Raw genomic sequence first — 1,287 nt, forward strand, 5'->3', positions numbered from 1 at the left:
ATCGAGCGCCTGGCCCAGGCGCAGGCGCGCGCCCTGCTCGCCGGAAACACGCCCGTCGCGGTTGTCCAGGGTCTGGCCGTCGAGGGTCAGCTGGCCCTTGCCGCGCAGCAGGCCCTGGGCCTGGTTGATGACCTCGGCCACCGTCAGCGTCAGGTCGGTATCGGCCAGGACCTGGCCGCCGGTGTTGTCCAGGCGCTGCCCGGTCAGGCTCAGCGCCTTGGCCGCGGACAGCTCACCGCCACGGTTGTCGACGCTGCCCACGGTCAGGCGCATGCCCTGCCCGGCGCCCAGCACGGCGCCCTGGCGGTTGACCAGCGAATCGCCCTTGAGGGTCAGTTTGCCATCGGCGGACAACTTGCCGCCGAGCTGTTCCAGGCGCGTGACCTGCCCATCGAGATCGCCGCCGCTGGTCAGGCTGCCGCCGCTGTTGTCCAGGTGCGCAGCGACCAGATCCAGGTTGCCCTTAGCGCCGAAGATACCAATTTGGTTGAGCAGCTCGGTGCCATTGAAGCGCACCCCGGCCTGGCCACTGACCAGGCCCTGGTCACGGTTGTCGAACTGGTCGAGGGTCAGCGTCATCGCGCCATCGCCCTCGATCTTGCCTCCACGGTTGTCCCAGCGCTGGCCTTGCAGGGTCAGCAAGTCCTTGCCAACCAGTCGCCCGCCGCGATTGTCCAGCTGGCCGGCCTCGATGTGCGTCGCGCCAGTACCACTGAGCAAGCCTTTGTCCTGGTTGTCGAGCACGCCGCTGACCTTGGCGGTCAGTGTGCCATCGCTGAGCAGCTTGCCCTGCTCGCGGTTGTCGAGGCTGGCGGCGCTCACCGTCAGCGCCGTACCCGAGGCCAGCACGCCTTTGCGGTTATCCAGAGCCTGGCCGACGGTCAGCGTCAGCGCCTGATCGGCACTGAGCCTGCCGCCACGGTTGTCGAGGCTGGCGGCGCGCAGCTGGCTAGCACCGGCGCTGGAGATCTCACCGTGCTGGTTGTCGATATCGGCGCCACTGACCAGCTCCAGGCCGGCACTGCTGGACACCACGCCACGCAGGTTGTTCAGCGTCAGGGCATGGATCTCCATGCCAGCACCAGAAACCACGCCATCGACATTGAGCAGCGCCTGGTCGAGATGCACGGTCAGCGCATCGAAGCTGGACAACTCACCGGCCTGGTTGTCGAGGTGCGCCCAGGTGGCGTTCAGTGCCCCTTGGCTGATGATCTGGCCACGGTCGCTGTTGAGCAGTTGCCCGCCGGTGAGGGTCATGCGCCCGTCCGCGACAACCTTGCCCTGCTG

1 pseudogene is annotated in these 1,287 nt (G+C 67.6%); it reads right to left on the reverse strand.

The annotated features are described in order from the left end of the window. A pseudogene (locus tag POF53_RS25875) lies at positions 1 to 1,287 on the reverse strand (hypothetical protein); the annotation flags it as partial.

Source organism: Mitsuaria sp. RG (genome assembly GCF_028369275.1).
Classification (GTDB): domain Bacteria; phylum Pseudomonadota; class Gammaproteobacteria; order Pseudomonadales; family Pseudomonadaceae; genus Aquipseudomonas; species Aquipseudomonas peradeniyensis.